The organism is Rhodococcus sp. ARC_M6 (genome assembly GCF_022810305.1).
GTDB lineage: Bacteria > Actinomycetota > Actinomycetes > Mycobacteriales > Mycobacteriaceae > Rhodococcus_F.
The window spans coordinates 134,259-156,451 of the sequence record NZ_JALGQH010000008.1 but is presented as its reverse complement, the minus strand read 5'-3'; the positions used below and the strand labels follow the sequence as shown (position 1 = coordinate 156,451).

At 62.0% G+C, this 22,193-nt stretch carries 22 protein-coding genes; 9 read left to right on the top strand and 13 right to left on the bottom strand.

Annotated elements, in window-relative coordinates; genetic code table 11:
* Positions 1 to 137 precede the first annotated feature (137 nt).
* From MTX36_RS12000 to MTX36_RS11990, 3 genes are read left to right on the top strand one after another with little or no spacing between them, the layout of a single operon-like run.
* Positions 138 to 1,754: a transposase gene (locus MTX36_RS12000; protein ID WP_243619962.1), complete on the top strand. Its 1,617-nt coding sequence runs from the start codon at positions 138 to 140 to the stop codon at positions 1,752 to 1,754.
* A 10-nt stretch (positions 1,755 to 1,764) separates the two neighbouring features.
* The gene (locus MTX36_RS11995) at positions 1,765 to 2,193 is read left to right on the top strand and encodes a limonene-1,2-epoxide hydrolase family protein (RefSeq protein ID WP_279394510.1); all 429 of its coding nucleotides are present in this window, start codon (positions 1,765 to 1,767) and stop codon (positions 2,191 to 2,193) included.
* Between the two features lie 29 nt (positions 2,194 to 2,222).
* Positions 2,223 to 2,627: a carboxymuconolactone decarboxylase family protein gene (locus MTX36_RS11990; protein WP_094274324.1), complete on the top strand. Its 405-nt coding sequence runs from the start codon at positions 2,223 to 2,225 to the stop codon at positions 2,625 to 2,627.
* 43 nt (positions 2,628 to 2,670) lie between these two features.
* On the opposite strand, the gene MTX36_RS11985 is transcribed toward MTX36_RS11990, so the two are convergent.
* The 4 genes from MTX36_RS11985 to MTX36_RS11970 all read right to left on the bottom strand — a co-directional run bounded on the left by MTX36_RS11985 (position 2,671) and on the right by MTX36_RS11970 (position 7,906).
* Positions 2,671 to 4,011, bottom strand: a complete 1,341-nt coding sequence (locus MTX36_RS11985; protein WP_243619961.1) for a PhoH family protein — start codon at positions 4,009 to 4,011, stop codon at positions 2,671 to 2,673.
* 283 nt (positions 4,012 to 4,294) lie between these two features.
* Positions 4,295 to 5,254, bottom strand: coding sequence for a patatin-like phospholipase family protein (locus MTX36_RS11980; protein ID WP_243619960.1), 960 nt, complete (start codon positions 5,252 to 5,254; stop codon positions 4,295 to 4,297).
* 76 nt (positions 5,255 to 5,330) lie between these two features.
* Positions 5,331 to 6,638 (bottom strand): serine hydroxymethyltransferase, encoded by a 1,308-nt coding sequence (gene glyA, locus MTX36_RS11975; RefSeq protein ID WP_243619958.1) that lies wholly within the window; start codon positions 6,636 to 6,638, stop codon positions 5,331 to 5,333.
* Positions 6,635 to 7,906 (bottom strand): DUF885 domain-containing protein, encoded by a 1,272-nt coding sequence (locus tag MTX36_RS11970; protein WP_243620007.1) that lies wholly within the window; start codon positions 7,904 to 7,906, stop codon positions 6,635 to 6,637. Before MTX36_RS11970 ends, glyA begins: the two co-directional genes overlap by 4 nt.
* Before the next feature lie 172 nt (positions 7,907 to 8,078).
* On the opposite strand from MTX36_RS11970, the gene coaA reads away from it, so the two are divergent.
* Positions 8,079 to 9,011, top strand: a complete 933-nt coding sequence (gene coaA, locus MTX36_RS11965) for a type I pantothenate kinase (protein WP_243619957.1) — start codon at positions 8,079 to 8,081, stop codon at positions 9,009 to 9,011.
* Here coaA and MTX36_RS11960 read toward each other — a convergent pair.
* Positions 9,008 to 9,775, bottom strand: a complete 768-nt coding sequence (locus tag MTX36_RS11960) for an isoprenyl transferase (RefSeq protein ID WP_308198220.1) — start codon at positions 9,773 to 9,775, stop codon at positions 9,008 to 9,010. The two genes, coaA and MTX36_RS11960, sit on opposite strands and share 4 nt — an antisense overlap.
* Positions 9,776 to 9,938: 163 nt before the next feature.
* On the opposite strand from MTX36_RS11960, the gene MTX36_RS11955 reads away from it, so the two are divergent.
* Entirely contained in the window at positions 9,939 to 10,607 is a 669-nt protein-coding gene (locus MTX36_RS11955; RefSeq protein WP_243619955.1) for a hemolysin III family protein, read from the top strand.
* Here MTX36_RS11955 and MTX36_RS11950 read toward each other — a convergent pair.
* From MTX36_RS11950 to mca, 3 genes are read right to left on the bottom strand one after another with little or no spacing between them, the layout of a single operon-like run.
* Complete coding sequence (locus tag MTX36_RS11950; RefSeq protein ID WP_243619954.1) at positions 10,574 to 12,598, bottom strand: thioredoxin domain-containing protein; 2,025 nt, start codon at positions 12,596 to 12,598, stop codon at positions 10,574 to 10,576. The two genes, MTX36_RS11955 and MTX36_RS11950, sit on opposite strands and share 34 nt — an antisense overlap.
* Before the next feature lie 21 nt (positions 12,599 to 12,619).
* Positions 12,620 to 12,952 carry a hypothetical protein gene (locus MTX36_RS11945; RefSeq protein WP_243619953.1) on the bottom strand — a complete coding sequence of 111 codons (333 nt, stop codon included), beginning with the start codon at positions 12,950 to 12,952 and terminating at the stop codon, positions 12,620 to 12,622.
* Positions 12,949 to 13,827 carry a mycothiol conjugate amidase Mca gene (mca, locus tag MTX36_RS11940; protein ID WP_243620005.1) on the bottom strand — a complete coding sequence of 293 codons (879 nt, stop codon included), beginning with the start codon at positions 13,825 to 13,827 and terminating at the stop codon, positions 12,949 to 12,951. The genes MTX36_RS11945 and mca overlap by 4 nt, the downstream gene beginning before the upstream one ends.
* A 213-nt stretch (positions 13,828 to 14,040) precedes the next feature.
* Here mca and MTX36_RS11935 point away from each other — a divergent pair, with 213 nt between their 5' ends.
* Both MTX36_RS11935 and greA read left to right on the top strand, forming a co-directional pair.
* Entirely contained in the window at positions 14,041 to 14,466 is a 426-nt protein-coding gene (locus MTX36_RS11935) for a DUF4307 domain-containing protein (RefSeq protein WP_243619952.1), read from the top strand.
* A 300-nt stretch (positions 14,467 to 14,766) separates the two neighbouring features.
* On the top strand, positions 14,767 to 15,261 hold the full coding sequence (greA, locus tag MTX36_RS11930) for a transcription elongation factor GreA (RefSeq protein ID WP_094275216.1): 495 nt from the start codon (positions 14,767 to 14,769) through the stop codon (positions 15,259 to 15,261).
* Positions 15,262 to 15,336: 75 nt separating this feature from the next.
* Here greA and MTX36_RS11925 read toward each other — a convergent pair whose 3' ends face one another.
* Complete coding sequence (locus tag MTX36_RS11925) at positions 15,337 to 16,410, bottom strand: bifunctional lysozyme/C40 family peptidase (protein ID WP_243619951.1); 1,074 nt, start codon at positions 16,408 to 16,410, stop codon at positions 15,337 to 15,339.
* A gap of 143 nt (positions 16,411 to 16,553) precedes the next feature.
* Here MTX36_RS11925 and MTX36_RS11920 point away from each other — a divergent pair, with 143 nt between their 5' ends.
* Together MTX36_RS11920 and MTX36_RS11915 are read left to right on the top strand one after the other, a co-directional pair.
* Positions 16,554 to 16,850 (top strand): hypothetical protein, encoded by a 297-nt coding sequence (locus MTX36_RS11920; RefSeq protein ID WP_243619950.1) that lies wholly within the window; start codon positions 16,554 to 16,556, stop codon positions 16,848 to 16,850.
* Entirely contained in the window at positions 16,847 to 17,647 is an 801-nt protein-coding gene (locus tag MTX36_RS11915) for an FAD:protein FMN transferase (protein ID WP_243619949.1), read from the top strand. Before MTX36_RS11920 ends, MTX36_RS11915 begins: the two co-directional genes overlap by 4 nt.
* Position 17,648: 1 nt before the next feature.
* Here MTX36_RS11915 and ilvA read toward each other — a convergent pair whose 3' ends face one another.
* From ilvA to MTX36_RS11895, 4 genes are all read right to left on the bottom strand, one after another.
* A complete protein-coding gene (ilvA, locus tag MTX36_RS11910) occupies positions 17,649 to 18,812 on the bottom strand; it encodes a threonine ammonia-lyase (protein WP_243620004.1) in 1,164 nt (387 codons plus the stop codon).
* Positions 18,813 to 18,927: 115 nt separating this feature from the next.
* Positions 18,928 to 20,100, bottom strand: coding sequence for a cystathionine gamma-synthase (locus MTX36_RS11905; protein ID WP_243619948.1), 1,173 nt, complete (start codon positions 20,098 to 20,100; stop codon positions 18,928 to 18,930).
* A 67-nt stretch (positions 20,101 to 20,167) separates the two neighbouring features.
* Positions 20,168 to 20,629, bottom strand: coding sequence for a hypothetical protein (locus MTX36_RS11900; protein ID WP_243619947.1), 462 nt, complete (start codon positions 20,627 to 20,629; stop codon positions 20,168 to 20,170).
* Positions 20,630 to 20,767: 138 nt separating this feature from the next.
* Positions 20,768 to 22,153 (bottom strand): cystathionine beta-synthase, encoded by a 1,386-nt coding sequence (locus tag MTX36_RS11895; protein WP_094274338.1) that lies wholly within the window; start codon positions 22,151 to 22,153, stop codon positions 20,768 to 20,770.
* Positions 22,154 to 22,193: the final 40 nt, after the last annotated feature.

Genomic DNA, 22,193 nt, shown 5'->3' with positions numbered 1-22,193 from the left:
AGAATGTGTCGGACAGTACTGGCTCGGATCCGTGCGGCGACGCGTCAGCGGGTGCCTGCGACGGCAATCCGGGTCGGGTGCGAATGCGCCGAACAGTTCTTGTCGGTGCGTCGTTGTATCTTTTCTGGTGTCGGGCGATGACCGACACTTCACTGGCTCTGGGGGGAGTTGACGATCTGATGCAGGACATCGGCTTTGATGCGACACCATCTGCCGAAATCGCCGACCCACCGTCGGATCGGACGGTGATCCGGGCGTTCGTGTACGTCCTCGATCCCACCCCCAAGCAGGTCGAGATGCTGCGCTCGCACTGCGGGGCGCAGCGGTACGCCTACAACTGGGCACTCGATCAGGTGAAAGTGAACCTCGATCAGCGGGCCGCTGAACGCTCGTACGACATCCCCGATTCGGAGTTGACTCCGTCGATCTCGTGGTCGGCATACAGCCTGCGCAAACAGTGGAACATCGTCAAGAACACGGTCGCAGTCAACCGTGACAGTGGGCTGCCGTGGTGGCCGGAGAATTCGAAAGAGTCCTACAGCAGTGGCATCACGAACTGCGCTGCGGCGTTGTCGAACTGGTCCGATGCCCGGACCGGGAAACGCACAGGGACGATGGGCTTCCCGAGGTTCAAGAGAGTGCATGCTGCGCTGTCGTGCCGGTTCACCACGGGTGCTTTCGGGTTGGTCACCGGTGGTGGTGATCGGCGCCATGTTCAGTTACCTCGGATCGGGGTCGTCAAGACTGCGGAGTCGACCCGTAAACTGGCCCGCAAAACCGCAGCGGGAACAGCCCGTATTCGGTCGGCGACCGTCTCGCTTCGGCGCGGCCGGTGGCAGGTGTCGTTCTCCGTGGAAATCACCATCCCGGCGCGGGCACTCCCGAGAGTTGATTCCAGCGCCAGCGCCAGCGCCACAGGCACAGCCACCGGCGCCGGCGCCGGCGCCGGCGCCGGCGCCGGCGCCGGACGAGGGTCTGCAGTGGGTGTCGATGTCGGTGTCAAACATCTTGCGGTCCTCTCCACCGGGGAGATGATCGAAAACCCGAAACATGCACGCAAACAAGCGAAAACGCTACGTCGCCTGCAACGCCAAGCGTCCCGGCGTACGGGCCCCGATCGGCGTACCGACCAGGAACCGTCGAAGCGGTGGCGACGCACCCAAGTCAAGTTTCGGCGCATGCACACCCGGATCGCGAATGCTCGCCGCGATTATCTTCACAAGCTGACCACCCGACTGGTCGAGGAGTTCGACACCGTCGTTGTCGAAGATTTGAATGTCGCCGCAATGACAAGGTCGGGTGGCGTCTACAAGAAGGGGTTGAATCGGGCGTTGCATGATGCGGCGTTCGGGGAGATTCGGCGGCAGGTCACCTACAAAACTGGTTGGGCCGGCACTTCTCTGGTGGTGGCGGATCGGTGGTATCCGTCGAGTAAGACCTGCTCGAACTGTTCGGTAGTGAAAGCCAAACTGCCGTTGAACGTTCGGGTGTTCACCTGCGATGCGTGCGGTTTCCGCGCGGATCGTGATCACAATGCTGCTCTGAACCTCGCTGCCCTCGCAGCAGCGGCCACGGGTGGTGCGTCTTCGGCGAGTTGCGGACGAGACGTTGATAAAGATGCCCGACAGAAACCAAACGTAAGACCTGCCACTGCGCGGGCTGACGGTATTGTTGCGGGAACACCACATGGTGGTGAACGTGGCCGGGGTAATCCGGTCGCTCTTGGCGAGTGTATTAAACAACACTCAAAATGAACGGACCGCGATGAATACTGATTCGGTCACAACAGTCCGAAAGATGTTCCGTGCCCTCACCGATTTCGATGTGGACGGTGCCGCAGAACTGATGACAGACGACATCGTCTGGCAAAACGTCTCGCTGCCCACGTTGCGCGGCAAGAAGGTGGTGACACGAGCCCTTCGCCTTGTCACAAAACCGTCGCTGAGGTTCGAGGCCGACATGCACAACATCGTCGGCGACCACCTGACCGTCCTGACGGAACGCACTGACACCATTATCGTGGGTCCTCTGCGCATCGAGTTCTGGGTGTGTGGAACTTTCGAATTGCGTGACGGCAAGATCGCGGTGTGGCGCGATTACTTCAGTCTGCGGGACTTCCTGTGGGGTGTGCTGACCGCAATCGGACAGGCGGTTGTCGGTAGCGGCGCTCGCAGTAGGCTGGCTCCGGCCTGAAAATACCTGCCGGAAGAGAGCAATCTGCGATGACCGAGAACAACACACCTGACTCCTTCGACGCCGGATTGGCTGTGCGAACCGAAGTGATGGGCGCCGATTTTGTCGACGCAGCGTTCGATCGCACCCGCGGAACCGACAGCGAAGAACTGCAGAACTTCGTCACCGCCAATGTGTGGGGATCGGTGTGGACGCGCCCCGGCTTGGACCGTCGCAGCCGCAGCTTGATCAATCTGGGCATGCTCATTGCATTGCGCGCGGAGAACGAACTCAAGGGCCACGTACGCGGAGCACTGCGAAACGGCTTGACTCGCACCGAAATCGTGGAAACCGTCATCCACGCCAGCGCATACTGCGGAGCGCCGGCCGGACTTGCCGCGATGCGGGTGGTTCAGGAAGTGCTGAACACGGAACTCGGACCTCTCGAGGCGTAGCATTCTCCCCGTGCGACACGAAAGTCGCACGGGGAGAATTGCTTTACGGAGTGGGACCGAACTCCTCCAGCATCTCGGTCACCAACTCGGCAATGGGTGAACGCTCACTGCGAGTGAGAGTGATGTGCGCAAAAAGCGGATGGCCCTTGAGCTTTTCGATCACTGCTGCAACGCCGTCGTGTCGACCCACCCGCAGGTTGTCGCGCTGCGCGACATCGTGCGTCAGTACGACGCGAGATCCCTTTCCCAGCCGAGAAAGTACCGTCAACAATACATTCCGTTCCAGCGACTGCGCCTCGTCGACAATCACGAATGAATCGTGGAGCGATCGTCCACGAATGTGCGTGAGCGGCAGGACTTCCAGCATTCCACGGGCCAGGACCTCCTCGAGCACCTCCGGTGACGCCAAGCCGTCGAGCGTGTCGAAAACTGCCTGAGCCCACGGGCCCATCTTCTCGCTCTCACTACCCGGAAGGTAGCCGAGTTCTTGTCCGCCAACGGCATACAGTGGCCGGAAGACAACGACCTTGCGTTGACTGCGCCGCTCGAGCACTGCTTCGAGGCCCGCCATCAACGCCAATGCCGACTTACCGGTGCCCGCTTTGCCTCCGAGAGAGACGATTCCGATGCTTTCGTCCATCAAGATTTCGAGCGCAATGCGCTGTTCCGCACTCCGCCCGTGCAGACCGAAGGCTTCACGGTCACCGCGAACCAGCTGAATCTGTTTGTCCGGGGTGACCCGACCCAGCGCGCTCGACGAACCACCCAGTAGACGAACCCCGGTGTGACACGGTAGGTCTCGCGATTCGTCGAGGTCCAGGAAGCCTTCACTGAACAGTTCGTCGATATCCGTCGACGCCACACCCATTTCCGTCATGCCCGTCCATCCGGAAGGTACGACGTCGTGAGCGTGGTATTCGTCGGCCGGAAGTCCTACCGCACCAGCCTTGACTCGCAGTGGAGTGTCCTTGCTGACAAGAACTACATCCTTGCCTTCGGCCGCAAGGTTGAGGGCGCAGGCAAGAATTCTCGAATCGTTACTGTCCGTACGGAATCCGACAGGAAGGACCGCGGGATCAGTGTGATTGAGTTCTACCTGCAAGGTGCCGTTCTCGGTGCCGATCGGAACCGGCCTGTCGAGGCGGCCGTACTCGATGCGCAGATCGTCGAGCATGCGAAGTGCTTCTCGGGCAAACCATCCCAGTTCGGGATGATGTCTTTTGCCTTCGAGTTCACTGACCACAACCAGGGGAAGGATCACGTTGTGCTCGGCGAATCGTGTGACAGCCCATGGATCCGACAAGAGTACCGACGTATCCAGTACATAGGTGCGAAGTGCATCTCCCGAGTGATTCTGGTTAGAGACAGAGCGTGATGCAGTCACGTTGGGCTCCTTGGCCTGCGCGGCACCCGCGCAAACTCAACTCGCTGGGCCGGACGACTCTGGTGTCAGCTGACGCAAGTGTCAGCTGAAACAAGGGCCGGGCGCCGGCCCTCTCGCACTGAGTGTTTCAGTCACGATCAGAACCTCCCGCACAAGTAACTTCTGCGCTACTCGATACTGCCGACGGTACTTCGGTTCTCTCTATCGCGCTACGAAATTGGCCACCTTTCGAGTGAACGCCAGGTAACAAAATGCCACTCGTGTGATTCATCGGGGCGAGACATCAGAAATCCTCGGCGTCGAGCGCAGATTCGGTCAAAGCCCGGCCGATCGCGATCATCTCGGTGGCCCGCGCAAAGTCGAGACTTCGAGCCGATTTGCGTGGTACCTGAATCAGCACGTCCGGTGGATACACGGCGAGCTGGTACCGGGCGAGTGCGGACTGCACAACTTCGAGTGATCGACCCATGATCTCCAATCGTCCGATCTTCGGAGCGATATCAGGACCAACCTCGTCCAAACCAACCTCGTCCAGGCCGATACCCGTCGAGTGACCACCGAATCGAGACACCACGGACTTCACCGTCTCCCGATCGAGAAACTGCGCGGTGCCTCGTTTGAATCGGCCTACCCACTCGTCGACGGGACGTGGTTCCGTCCCCACCCGCGCGGGCGTTCGACTCTCGCGAGCCTCCGCGCCGAGGCTGACGCCGATAGTCAGATCTGCGCGGATTGACAGCGTCGGCGCGACGGGAAGTGGATCGAGGATGCCGCCGTCCACCAACACCCGGCCGTTGAGAACCAGTGGTGTGATGACGCCGGGGATCGCGATGGATGCACGAATCGCCGCGTCGACGGGCCCGTGCTGAAACCACACCGACCTACCCGCGGCCAGGTCGGTGGCAACGGCGGTGAACGGAATACGCATGTCCTCGATGCACGTCTCACCCAGGATCTCGCGTACCCGACCGAGTACCTTCTCGGCGTGAATGGCTCCCGGGGCGGACATGGAGACGTCGAGTAATCGAACAACATCGCGGGCCTTCAGCGAGGTCGCCCACTCGGTGAACTCGTCGAGTTTCCCCGCCGCGTACAGACCTCCGATCAGAGCGCCCATCGACGAACCTGCAACGCCGACAATCGAATAGCCGCGTTCCTCGAGTACCTGAATGACGCCGATGTGGGCGTAGCCTCGCGCGCCACCGGAACCGAGCGCCAATGCAACTGTCCGTGACTGAGCCATCCGACCATCGTAGGCGCCACAAGAACGCCGACGACCCGGCACCACACTGGGTACCGGGCCGACGGGAAGAGACTGTTTAGACGTTCTTACTGAGCAAGCCCCAGTCCTCGAGTCCGTCGTACAACGGAACGTCGAGAGCGAGCTTGGCGACGCGAGCGCGCAGTGCAACCAGGTCGGCATTGCCGGCCAGGGCGGTACCGATGATGTCGGCTACCTCGGTGAACTCGGCATCGCCGAATCCGCGAGTTGCCAGCGCTGCGGTGCCGATACGCAGACCGGAGGTGGTCATCGGCGGGCGCGGATCGAACGGAACTGCGTTGCGGTTGACGGTGATGCCGACCTCGTGCAGAAGGTCTTCACCCTGCTGTCCGTCGAGTGCGGAGTTGCGCAGGTCCACGAGAACGAGGTGGACGTCGGTGCCGCCGGTCAGAACGCTGATGCCCTGATCTGCGACGTCCTTGTTGCCCAGACGCTCAGCGAGGATGCGTGCGCCCGAGAGGGTGCGTGCCTGACGGTCCTTGAACTCTTCGCCGGCAGCGATCTTGAAGGTGACAGCCTTGGCGGCGATGGCGTGCATGAGCGGTCCACCCTGCTGGCCGGGGAAGACTGCGGAGTTGAGCTTCTTGGCCCATTCCTTCTTCGCCAGGATCAGACCGGATCGCGGGCCACCGAGGGTCTTGTGGACGGTCGAGGAGACGACGTCGGCGTACGGGACGGGCGACGGATGCAGGCCAGCGGCAACCAGACCGGCGAAGTGCGCCATGTCGACCCACAGGTAAGCGCCGACCTCGTCAGCAATAGCGCGGAACGCTGCAAAATCCTGCTGACGCGGGTACGCGGACCAGCCGGCGACGATGACCTTCGGCTTCTCCGCGAGGGCGATCTTGCGCACCTCGTCCATGTCGATCCGGTGGTCGTCCTTGCTGACGCCGTAGGACGAGCAGTCGTACAACTTGCCGGAGAAGTTGAGCTTCATGCCGTGTGTGAGGTGGCCGCCGTGAGCGAGGTCGAGGCCGAGGAGCTTCTCGCCCGGGTTCATCAGAGCCATCAGGACGGCAGCGTTTGCCTGTGCGCCCGAGTGAGGCTGCACGTTGGCGTACTCGGCACCGAAGAGTTCCTTCGCGCGGTTACGTGCGAGGTCTTCGATGACGTCGACGTGCTCGCAACCACCGTAGTAGCGGCGTCCCGGGTAGCCCTCGGCGTACTTGTTGGTCAGGACGCTGCCCTGAGCCTGCAGAACCGAGCGGGGAACAAAGTTCTCCGACGCGATCATCTCGAGGGTGTCGCGCTGACGAGCCAATTCACCGGCCATCGCCTCAGCGACCTCGGGGTCCAGTTCGGCGAGTGATGCAGAGTTGACGTCGGAGCCGGGCACAGCGGTCATCGAGGAATCTCCAAGGTGGATGCGGAATCGAATGGGTCCAGTCTACGAACCTCGCCCAACTGATCTCCACCCGGTGCCGAACGTAGCGAACTGGGCACCAGCGGTTCGTCCAGTAGACGTCGAAATCGATCACGGCGGTCTGATTCAGTGGCCGCCTGATCGAGCCATCCACCAAGCAATCGATATCCCTCGACGTAGGTGCTGGTGTACGCCCGCCACAGCGGCGACGACAGGAATCGCAGCGACTGCCGAGCGCGCTCCGGCGTCGACAACGACCATCGCTCCAGGAATGCGGAGACGTCGTCGTGGCTACGGCCTTCGTCGTGAAGCATCAGTGCCGCGTCCTGACGAACGCTGATCAACTGACCCGACGCCGCCGACAACCGCTGCGCCTTCTCACCGTCGAAGTCCAACCCCAGATCGGCGTAGATCTCCTGCGCCCACAATCCCCAGTCGGGTCCGACTATCGCTTCGAGCGCCAAATCCGCCAGCCCTTCGGCCATCAGACACTGCGGAGTATTGACCAGGAACAGCGTCTGCTCGAGCTGGCCGGCGCCCACCAATCCGGCTTCCTTGCGGCAATGCTCGGTGTGATGGCCGGGGTATGACTCGTGAGCGATCAACCGCGGCAGGTTCGCCATGAATTGCGGTAGATCGGAATTGATCGCCACCTTCGACCGGTAATCACCGAGGTAGTAATTGAATCCCGACCACGGCTTGTCCCCCACCACTTCGTATTCGACGGTTTCCGACGCCGGCAACGGGAAGGTGCCGCGAACCAGATCACGCAGGGCACTCGACATCGCGACGACGCACTCGCCGAGTTTGGCCGCTGGAATTTCGTCGGCCTTTCGATGCGTCTGCACTCGCTCGGCAAGCGACCCCGGACCAGGTAGAACCTCACTCATCCGCCGATGCGCGTCGCTGTAGCTGTCCTCGTTGCCCTTGCTGATCCGCACGTCGAAGTACGCCTCGACCTCGTCGACAAATCCGATCTCGTCACCCGCGAACTTGCGCCCCGAGCATTCCAGAGCCCGGAGGTGAACGTCGATGAAGTGCGCGCGCTCATCGTTCAATCCGCCCAGCCGCAACTCGCCGCGGAGTTCGCGTGCCGTGCTGGCAAGTTCACGCGGATCAGGCTTAGGTGCGTTCTCCACTTGCCGTCGCAAAGCGGGGTCGCCCGTGAAAGCATCGACAAACCCTTCTTCGAGCCGGTCGAAACCCAGTCCCAGCAGCAGATATCGGCGTACGAGCGAGTCGGCATCCATAACGCCCCAGCCTAGCGCCCACGCCCGGAATCCGACCCGACGGAAGCTCTCACGGTGCCACCAAGCACAATTCGGGTATGCACTCGGATCGTGCGCCTTCGCGCCTGGCTTGCTCACACGCGTCGTCTGTTCGATCGACATTGCCGATTCTCGACGCCTGCGAGCTGCGCTGATGGCGCGTACCAGCGAAACAAGCCCCTACGTCGAGTTCGACCGCAAGCAGTGGCGCACCCTCCGTAAGTCGACGCCGTTGGTGCTGACCGAGGACGAGTTGTACGGCCTCCGTGGTCTCGGCGAGCAGATCGACATGGAAGAAGTTGCCGAGGTCTATCTCCCCTTGGCTCGTCTGATCCACCTCCAAGTTGCAGCACGCCAGCGTTTGTTCGCGGCCACCGCGACGTTCCTCGGCGAGAAACATCCCGATCGACAGGTCCCCTTCGTCATCGGAGTCGCCGGATCCGTTGCCGTCGGAAAATCCACGACAGCCCGTGTGCTGCAAGCATTGCTGGCTCGTTGGGATCACCATCCTCGCGTCGACCTGGTAACCACCGACGGATTTCTGTACCCGACCAAGGAACTGAACCGTCGGGGCATGATGCACCGCAAAGGTTTTCCCGAAAGCTACGACCGCCGCAAGCTTCTGCGATTTGTCACCGAAGTGAAGTCCGGCGCCGAAGAAGTAGCGGCCCCGGTCTATTCACATACTTCGTACGACGTCATTCCCGGCCAGTTCCACCTGATTCGTCAGCCGGACATCCTGATCATCGAGGGCCTCAACGTACTTCAGACGGGACCACGGTTGATGGTCTCGGATCTGTTCGACTTCTCGATTTACGTCGACGCCCGGATCGAGGACATCGAAGCCTGGTACATCCAACGATTCCTGGCACTGAGGAAGACGTCGTTCGCCGATCCGAACGCGCATTTCCATCACTACTCAGGGCTGTCCGACCGCGACGCGACCATCGCTGCGAAGGACATCTGGAATTCGATCAACCATCCGAACCTGGTGGAGAACATCCTCCCCACCCGGCCGCGCGCAACCCTGGTGCTGCGCAAGGATTCCGATCACACGATCAATCGGTTGCGCCTGCGCAAGCTCTAGACTCCGAAACGCCGGTGCCTCGCGGCGTAGTCACGCAGAGCTCGGAGGAAGTCGACTCGACGGAACTCCGGCCAGTACGCCTCGGTGAACCAGATTTCCGAATAAGCGCTCTGCCACAACAGAAATCCGGAGAGACGCTGTTCGCCTGACGTACGGATCACCAGATCGGGATCAGGCTGCCCGGATGTATACAGGTGAGCATCGATACCGTCGACGGTGATGGCCTGAACCAGTTCGTCACCACTGAGGCCTTCGCCCAGTTTCTCGCTCAGCAATGACTGGACTGCGTCGGCGATTTCCTGACGGCCGCCGTATCCGATCGCGATGTTGACATGAGTGCCGGTGCATCCGTTGGTCCCGTCGGCAGCCTCACGGAGGCGCCGCGATTGCTCGGATGGAAGCAGATCCAGTGCGCCGACGATCTTCACACTCCAGTTACGGGTGGGACCGGAGATTTCTTCGACGACCTCAGTGATGATTTCGAGAAGGGTGTCCAACTCTTCGGGGTCGCGACGCAGGTTTTCGGTGGAGAGCAGATAGATGGTGGCCATCTCGATTCCGGCCGCTTCACACCATTCGAGAAGCTCCGAAATCTTGAGCGCACCGGCGCGGTGGCCGTGGCTGACGTCGGCAAATCCGTTCTCACGAGCCCACCGCCTGTTGCCGTCACACATCACAGCCACGTGCCGTGGGTGGGCGAGCCCGTCGAGATGACGCAGCAGTCGCCGCTCATAAATGCTGTACGCCAGTCCGCGCAGATTCACCGTGACATCACCATGGTGTCAAAGACTACGCCCGGTCGTCGGCCGCGCTTGCGAGCGCCGTCACTCCACTTCAGTACGTCGAAAACCCGCAGGTAAGTTATGCTACTGGCACGTAACCTACGGTACCGTAGGTTAGAAGTTCATGTCCGAGAGGGGTTGAAGGATGACGGCATTCGGACTCGAAGAGCTTCCGGTCAAACCACGCATGCGCGGATGGATCCATCTGTGGGCACTGTTCGTATCCGTCGCCGCGGGCATAGTTCTGGTGTCCGTCGCCGGGGCACAAGTGGGCGCCAAGGCCGCGTGGGCCACCGCGATCTACAGCATCACGATCTGCGGCCTGTTCGGCATCAGCGCGACCTATCACCGCATCCAGTGGCAAACGGTCGAAGGCCGGATCTGGATGAAACGCGCCGACCATTCGATGATATTTCTGTTCATCGCCGGCAGTTACACACCATTCGCGATGCTCGGACTACCCGCCGAGACAGGCAAGGTCATCCTCGCGATCGTCTGGGCCGGCGCCCTGGCCGGCGTAGCCCTCAAGATGCTGTGGCCAACCGCCCCCAAATGGGTAGGCGTACCGCTGTATCTGCTCCTCGGGTGGGCCATCGTGCCCGTCGTCGGCGAGCTGACGCACCAGGTGGGCGTAGCGCCCATGGTGCTCCTACTGGTCGGCGGAATCTTCTACAGCGTCGGCGCGATTCTGTACGCCACCAAATGGCCGAACCCGTGGCCCGTCACCTTCGGACATCACGAGTTTTTCCACGCCGCGACCGTGATCGCGGCAATCTGCCATTACATTGCGGTCTGGCTCGTCGTATTCAATTGAGAGGCAAGCCTGATCGCGTCGGTGACCGGCCGCTCGCAGACAAATCCGCGACAGACATAAGCGGCCGGAGCACCGTCCACCAAAGGCCGACCCGCAAGTAGCGGTGAGGAATCCGGCTCTCCCCCGACTACGACGGCACCGCCCGGTGCGAGTCGGCGAGCAACCTCGAGAAGATCGCCCCCGCCGACGACGGCAACTTGAATCGGCCCGCGCAACGACGCCTCCGCCACCGCCAGCCAATGCCCCGCCGAGCGCGGCGCACGTTCGAGCGGCAAGCGCGCCCGGGCCAGGGAATCCGCAGCGGCCTGCACATAGAGCGACGAGTGCTCGGAATCGACGAGAGCCGCGGCAGTCAGTAGCGCTTCCGTGACGCCCGACGCTCCCGACGGCGTTGCACCGTCCAGCGGATCACGCGGACGAGTTACCAATGCCTCGGCGAAATCTGCTGTATCGAACCAACTCCCAGGCTCGGCCGGATCGGCGAAATGATCAACCGTGACGTCGAGAAGTTCTTGGGCCGTGTCGAGCCAGTTTGCTGCCCCCGTGGCTTGATACAGCGCGAGCAACCCGGTGGACAGCGCTGCATAGTCGTCGAGCACAGCTGTGGACTCACCGACATTGCTGCCAAGCGACGCCCGGCGCAATCTACCGTCGACCAGGTGCAGATCCAGGAGTGTGTGTGCGCAATCAGCCGCCGCCGCAATCCATTCCGGTTTGTCCAGTGCCAGACCGGCTTCCGTCAACGCCGTGATGGCCAGCCCGTTCCAGGCCGTGACAACTTTGTCGTCTCGGCCCGGTTGCGGACGGTTTTTTCGGACGACGCGCAATGCGTCGCACACCGTCTGCCAACGCGCCCAGTCGTCCGGATCGCGGAGCAACTGCAACACCGACGCGCCCTCTTCGAAGGTTCCGGTTGCGGTGACACGGAACAACTCTGCCGCCCAGCGCCCGTCGTCTTCGCCGAGCACGTCAACCAACTGCGCCGGCGTCCACACATAAGTGAGTCCTTCGACGCCCTCGGTGTCCGCGTCGAGAGCCGAAGCGAAACAACCGTTTTCGGTGCGCAAATCACGCAGGAGAAAGTTCGCGGTTTCTTCGGTGATGCGAGTTGCCAAGTCCGAACCGGCGCGACGAGCCCAATGAGCGTAGAACCGCAGCAGCAGCGCGTTGTCGTAGAGCATTTTCTCGAAGTGCGGCACGACCCACTCGGCGTCGACGGCGTAGCGGGAGAAACCGCCGCCCAACTGGTCGTAGATACCGCCACGCGCCATGGCTTCGGCGGTGCGCTCGATTCCGCCGAGAACCTCGTCGGAACCTGTTCGCTCGTACTGCCGGAGCAGCCCTTCGAGAAGCGCGGACGGCGGAAACTTGGGGGCGCCGCCGAAACCACCACGCGGAAGGTCTTCGTCGCCGAGGATCGAACGCCCCGCGCCGTCGAGCAGGGCCCCGTCGATGGGCGGACCGTACGGAATGCCGCCTGAAGCGCGCTGCAACTCGGTCACGATGGACTCCGCCGCATTGTCGACGTCACCGCGACGGTTGGCGAAGGTATCGGCAATCGCTTCGAGAACTTGTGTGAACGAAGGCATTCCGCCGCGCGGAGTCGGCGGGTAGTAGGTGCCGCAGTAGAACGGGGACCCGTCCGGAGTCAGGAAACACGTCATGGGCCAGCCGCCCTGACCGGTCATCGCGACTGTCGCGTTCATGTAGACGGCGTCGATGTCCGGGCGCTCTTCGCGGTCCACCTTCACACACACGAAGTTCGTGTTCATGATCTCCGCGATCGCGTCGTTCTCGAACGACTCGTGCGCCATCACATGGCACCAATGGCACGCCGAGTATCCGATCGAGAGCAGGATCGGCACGTTCCGTTCGCGCGCCCAGTCCATCGCCTCCTGGCCCCACTGCTGCCAGTGGACCGGATTGTCGGCGTGCTGACGCAGGTACGGACTGGTGGACCCGCTCAAAGTGTTATGCATCCGCGGGTCCATCAGCACTACCTTCGCCTTAGATCAGGAGTCTTGCTTCGGAGTCTTCTCGGTGGAGACGTCGGAACCTGCGGTGACGTCAGTACCTGCTGCGTCCGGCGTCGGGATCGCGCCGCGATCGGTTCCCTCGTCAGCCTGCTGATCAAGCTCGGGATGCTCCGGTTCGAAAGTCTCGGGCAGCTTCTTGAGCTGACGATTCATCGAAATGACCAGCAGGATAACGCCGACGAACAGTGCCAGAACAACAACCAGACCGACGGGCGACGACTTTCCGAACTCCGGGCCTGACGGGTTGCTCGGGCTCTGAGCGAGCAGTTGTGTGGTGCCGAGAACTACCTCGGCGGATAGTGCATTCACTTCGAAACGTCCTCTTCAAGACCTGCGAACAGGTCGGTTTCCGGGATGGACGTGGTGACCCGCGTCTTCGCGAGTTCGAATTCCTCGGTGGGCCAGATCTTCTGCTGAATATCGAGCGGCACGGCAAAGAACGAACCGTTGGGGTCGATCTGCGTCGCGTGTGCACGCAGAGCGTCGTCGCGCTGCGGGAAGTAGTCGCCGCAGGTGATCTGAGTGGTGACACGGACCATCATGTCGCCGCGCTCGGTCTTCCACTTCTTGAGCCAGTCGGCCATCGGGAACGGTTCCCCGCGGAGCTCGTACTCCTCCTGGAAGAGTTCGAGTCGCTTGCGGATGAATCCGTGCGAGTAGTAGACCTTCTTGATTTCCCACGGTTCGCCGTCTTCGGGGAAGTACTCGGGATCTGCAGCCGCTTCGTAGGCAGCCATCGACACCTCGTGGCACCGAATGTGATCGGGATGGGGGTAGCCGCCGTTTTCGTCGTACGTCGTGATGACGTGCGGACGGAACTCACGGAAGACCTTCACCAGAGCACGCGTCGACTCTTCGAGAGGAACTACCGCAAAGCAGCCCTCCGGCAGCGGCGGCAGCGGATCGCCCTCAGGCAGACCGGAGTCGACGAAACCGAGCCAACGATGCTGCACGCCGAGGATGCGAGCGGCCTCAGCCATCTCTTCCTGACGCACCTCGGTGATCCGGTCGCGCACTCCGGGAACGTCCATGGCCGGGTTGAGAATGTCGCCACGTTCACCCCCGGTGAGCGTCAGGACCATCACTTCGTGGCCTTCTGCTGCATAACGGGCGGTGGTCGCCGCACCCTTGCTCGACTCGTCGTCGGGATGGGCATGGACGGCCATGAGCCGGAATCCGCTCACGTGTTCGTTCACCTCAACTTCTTACCTTCTAGCCGTTGCCGGCGTCTTTGATTCACGCACTGTGCACTGCTCGACGTTCTTTCGTTGCCATCAAACCTACCGACAGTGCGGCTGGGCCCGTCCTCTATAGTTCCACCCGAGAGTTCCTGATGCAGCCATGACCCCAGTCCGAGGTTGCGTAGAACACGAACTCGAGTCTTCGAGAGCAGAGTGATGAGCAAACCGCTTCCCCAAGATCGGTACCCGAGCGCAACTCGCACCGGCAGTTCCCGCAGGTGGCTGGTGTGGGCTCTGACCGCACTCGTCATCGTTGTCGGCACCGGTATCGCCTTTGTCGGGTACACAAAATTTTCGGTCAAGGAAATCGAGACCGAGACGATTTCCTACGACATCGCCGACAACTCGACCATGAAAATCCGGTTCACCGTCACACGCGACGATTCCAGCCGAGAAGCCGTGTGCGTCGTACGCGCCCGCTCCAAGGACGGATCCGAGACGGGTCGACGCGAGGTCTACGTGCCTCCGTCCGAGTACCAGACGCTCGAGTTCAACACCGAGATCAAGACGTCCTTGCCGCCAGGCATGGCCGACGTCTACGGATGCAGTTTCGACGTCCCGGGGTATCTGACCAAGGACTGACAAAGACGTGACAATTGCGGCTACGCGCCCCGCCGAACGTTTGAGTTCGAACGGGGCGGGTAGTCCTGCGTGATAGAATCGCCTGATACACGGTTCCGGGTGGAACCGTGTATTGCTGCATTGACGGCCAGGTTAGGCGTCAACTGTTGCGGTGACGGCAAGATCACACCTGATCCAGGTGCGTTCGAGCCGTTGTTTTATTGCTGTCGCAGTGAACACATTGCTGTCGCAGTGGGTTCATTGCTGTCGCAGTGATCTGTCGAGGGAGCCCCCGGCTCCGACTACTAGGGAGTGATCGAGATGACCGAGACCCAGGTGACCTGGCTTACCCAGGAATCACATGACAGGCTCAAGAAGGAACTCGACCAGCTCATCGCCTATCGCCCCATCATCGCCGCTGAAATCAACGAGCGCCGCGAAGAGGGCGACCTGAAGGAGAACGGCGGCTACCACGCTGCTCGTGAAGACCAGGGACAGCAGGAAGCTCGGATCCGTCAGCTTCAGGATCTGCTCAACAGCGCCAAGGTCGGCGAAGCACCCACCCAGTCCGGCGTCGCACTGCCGGGTTCTGTCGTGAAGGTGTACTACGACGGCGACGAGAGCGACACCGAGACCTTCCTCATCGCTACCCGCGAAGAGGGCGCTCGTGACGCCAAGCTCGAGGTCTACTCCCCCAATTCTCCTTTGGGCGGCTCGCTGCTCGAAGCCAAGGTGGGCGACACTCGTGAGTACAACCTGCCCAACGGCAAGACCATGAAGGTCACTCTGCTCAGCGCAGAGCCGTACCACAGCTGATCAGTTCCACGAAGTAACGAAAGAAGCGCCAGCCGAACATATTCGGGTGGCGCTTCTTTTGTTGTCAATCCACGTTCAGATAACCCGGCGGGCCTTCATTCCGCCAAAGATCGGGCCGACCTTCACCACGTCACCGAACGTCGGCGCATGCAGCATCTGCCCGTTGCCGACGTAGATCGCAACATGGCCGGGTCCGCCGGCCTGCCAGTTGCCGAACAGAAGGTCACCGGGCTGCGCTTGATCCAACGGAATCTCGACGCCGACGCCCCACTGGGTTTCCGACGTCCGAGGCAACGTGACTCCGGTTGCGGCGTGGATGGCGTACGACGTCAGACCCGAGCAGTCGAAGCCGCCCATCGACGGCCCGTTGACATTGCCGCCGCCCCACACGTAGGGCAGACCGAGGAACTTCAATCCGGCCTCGACGACGCCGCCGACCGCAGCGGCCAGGTTGTTGTAGTTGAACGGCGCGAGCATCAGTGCAAACGAATCCTGCAGCGACGTGACCTGCGAGACAAAAGTTGCCGCGGGCTGATCCTGCGGAACACCGCGGGCTGCGCGAACAGCGTCCGGTCCGACGTCGTACGCCGCCAGTGCCAGTTCGACGGTATCGCCCTCGACCTCTCCGGCCTGCTGCCACGACTGTGCCTGTTTCACCAGTTCGCACAGTCGATACCCGGAGGTCATCACCGGATCGGCGACGCCTTGGATGTCCATCTTTCCGTCGCCGTCACCGTCCTTGCCGTAGGCCGTCCAGGCAGCGGTGGTAAATCCGCCCGGACCACGTCCGCCTTCCGGGGACACTTCGGTTCCGGGACCGTATTTGAAGCCGTTCTTGGAGGAGTAGAGCGATGCCATCACTGCCGGAGTGACCTCAGGACACAGAGCGCCTGCCTTCTTGAGCCACGGCGCAAACACGGCAACGGCACCGACCGGCGCCAAGGCCGCACCGGGGAAGTTGGACGGTACCGACGGCACGATGCCGTCGGGGGTGTCTTGCATTCGTGCCGGCCCGTTCCAGGCTGCGAGTGAGATTTCTGTACGTTGTCCGTCTTCCTTCTCAACGGGCACGGGCGTTCCCAGGGTTGCCCCCATCACGCCCAGTGCAGTGGCGATCGACATTGTGATCGCCAGGACACCCACTGCCATGTAAACCTCCGGTAACTGGTCAAACTTCGAGCCCACAGAACTTGTCGGCAGCAACCTCTACGATTTCGAACATGCATTCGATGCCGCGCGGACTCAACCATCCTGTAACCAATGTCTCATTCATTAAGCCAGACGTTACTCAAATGACCACATACCCCAAGGCTTTTCTCAGGTTCGACGGGCAGGCTGTGTTCATGAGCGACGATCGGACACGGCCCACCCGGGCTCGCACCACTGGATACCGACCCGTTCACCGCGCACTCGCCGCGACAGCCGTTGCGGGTGCGCTGGCAAGCGGCGGACTGTCTCTCCTTTCCAGCCCTTCCCCTACCGCCGCGAGTTCAGCCGTCACCACGCACACCACGAAGCAATCCACCGCCTCACGGCTGATCGTGGCCAGCGGGTTCGGAACTCCGGACGCCATCTCCAACGGTTCGTGAACGCGCAGCGCGCCGCAACCGAATGGCTCACCTGGGGCGTCCAGGCTCGTGTCGTCGTCACCGATCCTGGGGCTTTGGCTTCAGCCGCAAATCTGGTGAGGGGCTACCTGACCGCTGCCGACGCCGCAACCAATCGTGACCGTGCTGATTCCGAGATCCGCAGGTTCGGATCCGATTCGGATTCAATTGAAACCGACGGCGCGCCCGTCACACCCATGTTCGCGCATTTCCTTAGCGACGCACTGGCAGTTGCTCGGCTCACCGACGGCAAACTCACGCCGACGGCGGGTTCGGAAGATCCCCATTCCTGGTGGAAGATTCGTGTCGAGGGCAACCGAGTATTCAGCCCGGCCGGAGTAACCCTGGATCTTTCGGCCACAGCGCGAGCCAGTTCGGCAGATCATTGCGCCGCCACTACCGCAGAACTTCTGGGCTGTGGGGTCCTGGTGGCATTGGGAGGCGACATTGCCGTGGCCGGGCCACCACCGGACAATGGCTGGCAGATTCAGGTCCAGGATCTACCGGGCGATCCCACCTGCCAGGTGGCCGTTCCCTCCGGATGCGGGATCGCCACGGCCAGCACCGTCAAACCGCTTGCCCGTGAATCGACGGCAACACCCATGTGGCGCACGGTGTCCGTGATCGCTGAATCTTGTGCGGAGGCAGCAGCACTCAGTCGTGTGGCCGTGAGCATGAGTGGTTCGGCCATTGATTGGCTACACAAACTGGATCGCCCGGCCAGGCTTGTCGACCAGGAGTTCCGGGTCACGACGCTGGTGGGCTGGCCGGACGACTAGTTCAGTTCTGCAGGCGCACGGCATATCCGGCTCGATCGAACGCAGCCAACAGTGCCGCCTTATTGTCCGGGCCGCGAGTCTCGACGGTGAGGAACACTTCCACTTCATCGAGCGCCAACTCCGCGCCGGTACGCGAATGCACCACGTCCACCACACTGGCGCCGTTCGCCCGGACCACTTCGAGCAGAGAAATCAGTCCACCCGGGCGATCGGCGATAGTGACATGAACGCCGAGAAACCTTCCCGCCGCGCGTAATCCATGCGCAATGACGTGGGTCAGAAGCAGCGGATCGATGTTGCCGCCGGACAGCACGGCACAGACCGGGCCGATCAAGCCGAGGCCTTCGGGGGTGTGCGTCATCAAAGCTGCCACCGCAGCAACACCGGCCGGTTCCACCACCAGCTTTGCGCGCTCGAGGCAGAGCAGCAACGCTTTGGAGAGTGCTTCCTCGGTGACCGTCACGATGGCGTCCACGTGCGACGCGACCTCGGCAAAGGGGACTTCACCCGGACAGCCCACAGCAATACCGTCGGCCATCGTGGACATCGACGCCACTGCGATCGGCTTTCCGGCTGCCAGGGACGCAGGCCAGGCTGCCGCTGATTCTGCCTGCACGCCGATGATACGAACTTCGGGTCGTACCGCCTTTATTGCCGCAGCGATCCCGGCGATCAGTCCGCCGCCGCCGGTGGGCACGATAACGGTTCCGACGTCGGGAAGTTGCTCGAGAATCTCGAGTCCCACTGTCGCCTGCCCGGCGACGATGTCCTCGTGATCGAACGGATGGACCAGCACGGCGCCAGTTCGTGCCGAGAACTCCCGCGCCGCCACCAGCGCTTCGTCGACGGTCGAACCGAACAGGTGGACCTGAGCTCCGTAGGCTTTTGTGGCAACCAGTTTGGGGAGGGGCGCACCGGTCGGCATGAAGACTGTCGACGCAATGCCCAATTCCGTAGCGGCCCAAGCTACTCCTTGCGCATGGTTGCCGGCGCTGGCTGCCACTACCCCCGCTGCGCGTTCCTGTTCGGAGAGATTGGCGATGCGATTGTATGCACCGCGCGGCTTGAACGACCCTGTGCGTTGCAAGTTTTCGCATTTCAGGCTCACCGCGAGCCCGGTTCGTTCGGATAGTACCCGCGAAGCCACGAGTGGGGTACGACGCATGACCGGAGCAAGGAGCTGTTGTGCGGCTTGGATTTGTTCGAGATTCACACACGCCTCCACTGTTGTGCGCCTTTATTAACCGCCCGCGGTCAATAAAGGCGCACAGTCGAAATAGTCAGGACAGCGCTTGCTCGATATCGCCGACCAAGTCGGATGCATCTTCGATACCGACCGACAGGCGAACCAGATCGTCGGGAACCTCGAGCGCAGAACCGGCCGTCGACGCGTGGGTCATTGCGCCGGGGAATTCGATGAGCGATTCGACGCCGCCGAGAGACTCTGCAAGCGTGAAGATTTCGGTGCGCGAGCACAGGTCGAGGGCAGCTGCCTTGCCGCCCTTGAGCCGTACCGAGATCATGCCGCCGAAGCGTCGCATCTGCTTGGCTGCAATCTTGTGCGACGGGTGTGAGACGAGGCCCGGGTAGATGACACTTGCGACGGCCGGGTGACCGTCGAGCAGTTCGACCACCTTTTCTGCATTGTCGCTGTGACGCTCCATCCGCAACGCCAGCGTCTTGATGCCGCGCAGCGTGAGGAAGGCGTCGAATGGGCCGGGAACACCGCCGGAACCGTTCTGCAGGAACGCAAATGCGTGATCGAGTTCTTCGTCGTTGCAGACCAGCGCGCCGCCGACGACGTCGGAGTGCCCACCGATGTACTTGGTGGTGGAATGCAATGCGACGTCAGCACCCAGTTGAAGCGGCTGCTGCAGGTAGGGCGAGGCAAAGGTGTTGTCCACCACGATCTTTGCATTTCCCTCATGGGCAACCTCGGCAAGAAGTTCGATGTCACCGATGTTGAGCAACGGGTTGGTGGGGGTTTCCACCCACACCAGCTTGGTGTTGGGGCGCATTGCGGCACGCACTGCGTCGACGTCCGAAACCGGCGCCGGGGTGTATTCGATGCCCCACTGCGTGAAGACCTTGTCGATGAGCCGGAAGGTTCCGCCGTACGCGTCGTCCGGAATCACCAGGTGATCACCGGGACGCAGCACCGAACGGAGGAGGCAGTCCGTTGCCGCCATACCCGAGCTGAAAGCTCGGCCGTAGCTTCCGGATTCGAGAGCCGCGAGGTTCGCTTCGAGGGGTCGGCGGGTGGGGTTGCCGGTACGGGCGTACTCGAATCCGTTGCGCATTCCGCCGACTCCGTCTTGCGCGAAAGTCGAACTCGCGTAGATCGGAACGTTGACGGCCCCGGTCAGCGGGTCGGGTTCGTAGCCCGCATGCACCGCTTTCGTGGAGAAACCTTGCCAGTTGACGTTGTCGGCTTTGCTGCGCTGCTCGCTCATGCAACCAGACTAATAGGCGGGACACTCGGAGGCGGGGCCGAGCGCCGAACTCACCAGCCCCCGTGGATCATGTCTGGGCATACTGCATGACTTGAATGGCAAGGTCGAGTGGCATTTTTTCGTCGCTCGGCTCATTCATCATCAGGAGTGTGACCATGACATTCGGAGAAAGAGCACTGATGATGGTGCCGTCCTTCGCGATCGCCCCCAATTCTGTGAGCCGTGGATCTTGCACTGAGTAGCCGCCGGACTTGCGCATGTGGTCGAGCGTCGAGACCGGATAGCCGTTGCGTTTGACGGATACGCTCAACATGATCCCGCCCGGTTTGCTCCACATGCACATGCCCTCGGACGGGACCGTCTGCTTCGCTCCCGTCACCTGAGCTGAAAGCAATGACGCCAGCGAGTCACAATCGATCGGTCTGGTACCGGGCGCCTTTGCCGGAGCGGGCGTCGTGGTCGACTTCGCGGAAGTGGTTGCAGTCGGCCTGCTCGACGTAGCTCCCGACACCGCCTGGGATCCCGACACCGCCTGGGGCGTCCCGACAACTGACGAACTACACGAAGCCGTCAAAAGACCCACGGCCGCGACAAAAAGACAGAAATATCCCCTGAATGATTCCCCCATGGACGGCAACACTACCGTCCACGGGGGCACTCAGCTGACTCAGGATCCTGCGCTCAGGAACCCCAGGAGGTCGTGACGGGTGATGACGCCGACGGGCTTGCCGTCGTCGACGACCATGAGGGCGTCGGTGTCACCGAGCGCCTTGGTGGCAGCCGAGACGGGTTCGCCGGATCCGATCAGCGGGAACGGCTTGCTCATGTGCTTTTCGACCGAATCGGCAAGCTGCGCACGGCCTTCGAAGACTGCGCTGAGCAAGTCACGTTCCGTCACGCTGCCCGCGACCTCGCCGGCCATGACGGGAGGTTCGGCACCGACTACCGGCATTTGCGATACGCCGTATTCGCGCAGAATCTCGATGGCGTCGCGCAGGGTTTCCGACGGGTGGGTGTGCACGAGGTCGGGCAGTTCTCCCGACTTTCCACGCAACACGTCGCCCACGGTGGGGACATCCGTCTTGCCGTCGAGCGGGGTACGCAGGAAGCCGTACGACGCCATCCACTGATCGTTGAAAATCTTGGACAGGTAGCCGCGGCCACCATCCGGAAGGAGCACGACGATGAGCGCGTCAGGGCCTTCGCGCTTGGCTACTTCGAGGGCTGCAACGACGGCCATGCCGCAGGATCCGCCGACGAGGAGGCCTTCTTCACGAGCGAGTCGACGCGTCATCTCGAAAGAATCAGCATCGGAGACTGCGATGATCTCGTCGGGAATGGACGGGTCGTAGGCGGTGGGCCAGAAGTCTTCGCCGACGCCTTCGACGAGGTACGGGCGTCCGGTTCCACCGGAGTAGACGGAGCCTTCGGGGTCGACGCCGACTACCTTGACCTTGCCGTCGGAAACTTCCTTGAGGTAACGACCGGTGCCGGTGATGGTTCCGCCGGTTCCGACGCCGGCTACAAAGTGCGTGACCTTGCCGTCGGTGTCGGCCCAGATCTCGGGGCCGGTGGTCTCGTAGTGGCTTTCCGGTCCGCCCGGGTTGGAGTACTGGTTGGGCTTCCAGGCGCCGGGGATTTCACGGGTGAGGCGATCGGACACGCTGTAGTAACTGTTGGGATGCTCGGGAGCGACGGCCGTGGGGCACACGACAACCTCAGCTCCGTACGCACGCAGGACGTTTCGCTTGTCTTCGCTGACTTTGTCGGGGCAGACGAAAACGCACTTGTAGCCGCGCTTCTGAGCGACCAGCGCCAGTCCGATGCCGGTGTTGCCCGAGGTCGGCTCGACGATGGTGCCGCCCGGCTTCAATTCTCCGGAAGCCTCGGCCGCGTCGATCATCTTGACGGCGATGCGGTCCTTGGAGCTACCGCCCGGATTGAGGTACTCGATCTTGGCTGCCACCGTGCCATAGTTCTCGCCGGTGACGGACGTGAGCTTGACAAGTGGGGTGTTGCCGATCAGGTCTACGACGTGTTCCGCGATGCGCATCGCTCCATGCTCTCAGATCCGGCGAATCGCCGCTCGTAGA

What these genes read in the sequence shown, in the direction of transcription:
- MTX36_RS12000 (WP_243619962.1), top strand. Translation starts at nt 138, where the DNA reads ATGACCGACACTTCACTGGCTCTGGGGGGAGTTGACGATCTGATGCAG.
- MTX36_RS11995 (WP_279394510.1), top strand. Translation starts at nt 1,765, where the DNA reads ATGAATACTGATTCGGTCACAACAGTCCGAAAGATGTTCCGTGCCCTC.
- MTX36_RS11990 (WP_094274324.1), top strand. Translation starts at nt 2,223, where the DNA reads ATGACCGAGAACAACACACCTGACTCCTTCGACGCCGGATTGGCTGTG.
- MTX36_RS11980 (WP_243619960.1), bottom strand. Translation starts at nt 5,254, where the DNA reads ATGGCTCAGTCACGGACAGTTGCATTGGCGCTCGGTTCCGGTGGCGCG.
- glyA (WP_243619958.1), bottom strand. Translation starts at nt 6,638, where the DNA reads ATGACCGCTGTGCCCGGCTCCGACGTCAACTCTGCATCACTCGCCGAA.
- MTX36_RS11970 (WP_243620007.1), bottom strand. Translation starts at nt 7,906, where the DNA reads ATGGATGCCGACTCGCTCGTACGCCGATATCTGCTGCTGGGACTGGGT.
- coaA (WP_243619957.1), top strand. Translation starts at nt 8,079, where the DNA reads ATGGCGCGTACCAGCGAAACAAGCCCCTACGTCGAGTTCGACCGCAAG.
- MTX36_RS11955 (WP_243619955.1), top strand. Translation starts at nt 9,939, where the DNA reads ATGACGGCATTCGGACTCGAAGAGCTTCCGGTCAAACCACGCATGCGC.
- MTX36_RS11950 (WP_243619954.1), bottom strand. Translation starts at nt 12,598, where the DNA reads ATGGACCCGCGGATGCATAACACTTTGAGCGGGTCCACCAGTCCGTAC.
- MTX36_RS11935 (WP_243619952.1), top strand. Translation starts at nt 14,041, where the DNA reads ATGAGCAAACCGCTTCCCCAAGATCGGTACCCGAGCGCAACTCGCACC.
- greA (WP_094275216.1), top strand. Translation starts at nt 14,767, where the DNA reads ATGACCGAGACCCAGGTGACCTGGCTTACCCAGGAATCACATGACAGG.
- MTX36_RS11925 (WP_243619951.1), bottom strand. Translation starts at nt 16,410, where the DNA reads ATGGCAGTGGGTGTCCTGGCGATCACAATGTCGATCGCCACTGCACTG.
- MTX36_RS11920 (WP_243619950.1), top strand. Translation starts at nt 16,554, where the DNA reads ATGACCACATACCCCAAGGCTTTTCTCAGGTTCGACGGGCAGGCTGTG.
- ilvA (WP_243620004.1), bottom strand. Translation starts at nt 18,812, where the DNA reads ATGCGTCGTACCCCACTCGTGGCTTCGCGGGTACTATCCGAACGAACC.
- MTX36_RS11905 (WP_243619948.1), bottom strand. Translation starts at nt 20,100, where the DNA reads ATGAGCGAGCAGCGCAGCAAAGCCGACAACGTCAACTGGCAAGGTTTC.
- MTX36_RS11895 (WP_094274338.1), bottom strand. Translation starts at nt 22,153, where the DNA reads ATGCGCATCGCGGAACACGTCGTAGACCTGATCGGCAACACCCCACTT.